General features: G+C 60.9%; 3 protein-coding genes. 1 reads left to right on the top strand and 2 read right to left on the bottom strand.

Features of this window, described 5'->3' with window-relative positions; translation table 11 throughout:
- Positions 1-548: DsbA family oxidoreductase (locus tag EOA33_RS29810; RefSeq protein ID WP_145989346.1), on the bottom strand; the 548-nt coding region annotated here is incomplete at its 3' end.
- A gap of 23 nt (positions 549-571) precedes the next feature.
- The gene (locus tag EOA33_RS29805) at positions 572-2,392 is read right to left on the bottom strand and encodes an extracellular solute-binding protein (RefSeq protein ID WP_127407271.1); all 1,821 of its coding nucleotides are present in this window, start codon (positions 2,390-2,392) and stop codon (positions 572-574) included.
- Positions 2,393-2,671: 279 nt separating this feature from the next.
- Here EOA33_RS29805 and EOA33_RS29800 point away from each other — a divergent pair.
- A partial coding sequence (locus EOA33_RS29800) for an invasion associated locus B family protein (protein ID WP_145989345.1) occupies positions 2,672-3,111 on the top strand: 440 nt, incomplete at its 3' end.

The following is a 3,111-nucleotide window of genomic DNA, read 5'->3' as shown; positions in this document are numbered from 1 at the left end:
ATGCCCATGCGCGAGGCCGTGGCGATTTCGGTGCGCACCTGATCGACATCGGCATCGGTCGGCAGCAGCGTCTCGACCACGGAGGCGTCCATGCCGGCTTCGCGGGCGGCTGCGGTCAGCACGGCGTGATCGCCAAGATTGGCGCCTTCCTCGAAGTTGAGCTGGAACAGCCGGCGCACCAGCCGGTTCTGCACCGCCTCGCCGGCGGTTCCCGCCCAGCGGATGACTCGGTGCGCGTCCAGCGTGTTGGCCGCCACCTTGATGGCGCCGAAGGCAAAATGGATGCCTTCAGCCTCGCCCAGCGGTTCGATCCGGGCATGGATCTGGCGGATGCGCTCCTCGCTGCCGAACTTGGCGATCATGTATTGGCGGCGATCCATGCCTCCGGGCGGGATGGTCGGATCGAGCTGGAACGGCCGCCAGCGCACATCCACCTCGATGTCGCCAGCCATGGCGATCGCCTTGTCGAGCCGTTTCTGACCGATGAAGCACCACGGACAGACGACATCGGACACGACATCGACGGTGATCGAGTTCTCGGCGGTCATTGTCGTCTCCTGTTTCGGGAGGGTCAGTTGGGCTTTCGCCACCAGACCGGCAGCTGATAACCGAATATGGGGGTCTTTTGCGGATGTTCCAGGTAGTTCCAGTAGGCGAGCCACTGCTGCGTGTTGTATTGCATCGGCACCATGTAGTTGCCTGAGATCAGCAACCGGTCGAGGACGCGAACGGCGGCGACATAGTCTTCCTTGGTTCGCGCCTTCAGCATCGCATCCATTGCCGCGTCTATCGCGGGATCGGCAACGCCGGCCAGATTGAAGGAGCCTTCCCTTTTGGCTTCCGAAGAGCCCCAGCGAAAGGTCTGCTCGATGCCGGGGGACAGCGAGTTGCTGAACCCGCTCGAACCGATCAGCACCTCGAAATCGAAGCGCTGTTTACGCGACTGGATTTGGTCGGCCTCGAGGCTGCGGATGGTCACATCGATGCCGATCTTCTGCAGCGTGCGCTGATAGATAGTGGCAAAACGCTCCTCGTCCTGCGAGGCGGTTAGGATTTCGAAGCCGAAGGGATTTCCCTTGGGGTCCAGCAGAACCCCGTCCTTGACGGCATAGCCTTCGCTCTTCAGCAAATCGAATGCCGCCTTCAGCACCTTGCGATCCTGGCCCGTGCCATCATTCACCGGCGGCCTCCAGGTGCCTTCCATGACATCGGCCGGCACGCGGCCGGGGTAGGGCGCGAGCAGCGCCTTCTCTCTGTCTCCGGCCGGATGACCGAGCGCGGATAGCTCGGAATTCTGCCAGTAGCTCATGGTGCGCGTGTACTTGCCGCCGAACAGGTTCTTGTTCGCCCATTCGAAGTCGTAGAGCATCCCTAGCGCGCGCCGCACGACCGGGTTGGAAAACTTCTCCAGCCTTGTGTTGAACAGGAATCCGGTCACGACAGGCGGTATGCCGGTGTCGAAGGTTTCGGCGATCACTTCGCCACGATGGAAAGCGGGAAAATCGAGATCGCGCTCACGCTTGACCGGATCGCTTTGGTCGTCGACGGCGCAGATGCCTTTCTTGAAAGCTTCCGTCTTGGCATTGTCATTCAGGAAATACTCGATGGTGATCTGGTCGTAATTGTCGAAGCCGCGTTTCGAAGGGAGGTCCTTGCCCCAGTAGTCGGGATTGCGCTTGAAGACGATGCGTTGGCCAGGTTGCACCTTGTCCACCGTGTAGGGTCCGCTGCCGATCAAAGGCTTCAGTGTCGTCTTGTCGAAGGTATCCCTGTCAAAAGCGTGCCTGGGGATGATCGGTGTCAACGCGATGATCAGCGGGGTCTCGCGATTAGCCTTGTCGTTGAAGGTGAATTTCACGCTGTGCTCGCCGGTCTTTTCCAGCTTGGCGATCATGCTCATGCGAACGCTGTAGGGCGGGCGGCCCTTGTCGGTGAAGACATCGTAAGTGAACAGCACGTCCTCCGGCGTCACCGGCTGGCCGTCCGACCATTTTGCGTTCGGGTTGAGATGGAATTCGATCGACTTGCGCTCCGGATCCATGTCTGCGCTGTCGGCAAGCAGGCCATAGAGGCTGAAAGCCTCGTCGTAATTGCGCTGCATCAGCGGTTCGAAGACGAGGTTGCCGTAGGTGAGATCCAGCATGCCGCGCGCCGTGGTGCGCAGGCTTTTCAGGATGAACGGGTTGAGATTGTCGAAGCTGCCGACCACACAATAGGTGATGCTGCCGCCCTTCGGCGCATCGGGATTGGCGTAGTTGAAATGCGTATAGTCGGCCGGCAGCGCCGGCTCGCCCTGCATGGCGATGGCGTGCTTCGGCTCCGACTGCACCGGTCCAGGCGAAAGGGTCAGAAACGAGGTCGCGGCTATCAGCCAAACGAGAACGCGGCCCATGACCGACTCCTTGCCAGGCGGCTTGATGATTCGGAATGCACCCTAGAGCATTTCACGCGGCGATTGAATCGCCGCTGCGTCGGGAATTCGAACGAGGTTTCCTGAGGCTTCGACGCCGGCGGGCTGCGCCAAGAATTGCAGCCTACGGGCTGGATTCGCCGGAGCTGGCAGTGTAACACGCGCTCCGAAGTCATGCTGTTGCCTCATTTCGGCAACAGGTAGCTGGACCACGCGGCGCGAATAAGCCGGTCCCGGGATCATTGAGAGGAAGTACACCATATGACGAGCCTGAACAGCAACGCGTACCGCCTTTCGGTCCTGGCCGCAGGCGTGATCGGCTTTCTGGGCGCTGAACTTCCGGCTGCCTCCGCGCAGCAGCAGCAGATTCCGCAGGGCTGGTTCAAGGCCTGCACCAAGCAGGAAGATGTCGACATCTGCAATGTCCAGAACATCGTCACCGCCGGCAATGGCCAACTCGTCACCGGCATCAGCCTGATCGAGCTGAAGGGCAAGGTGAACCGCAAGGTGTTCCAGGTCACGGTCCCGACCGGCCGTCTGGTCCCTCCCGGCATCGGCCTGCAGATCGACACCGGCAAGGCGCAGAAGCTTGACTATGTGATCTGCTTCCCCGACCGCTGCGTGGCCGAAGTGCCGCTGACCGATCAGCTCGTCGCTTCCTTCAAGAAGGGCCAGGCAATCACGCTTACCTCGGTCAATTT

The sequence above is a fragment of the Mesorhizobium sp. M4A.F.Ca.ET.050.02.1.1 genome (genome assembly GCF_003997725.1).
GTDB lineage: Bacteria > Pseudomonadota > Alphaproteobacteria > Rhizobiales > Rhizobiaceae > Mesorhizobium.
Note: the sequence above shows the minus strand (reverse complement) of the source record. Positions and strands in the feature narration are given on the sequence as shown.

Bases quoted from the DNA above. Each gene is read 5' to 3' on its own strand.
- EOA33_RS29805 (WP_127407271.1), bottom strand. From the start codon at position 2,392: ATGGGCCGCGTTCTCGTTTGGCTGATAGCCGCGACCTCGTTTCTGACC.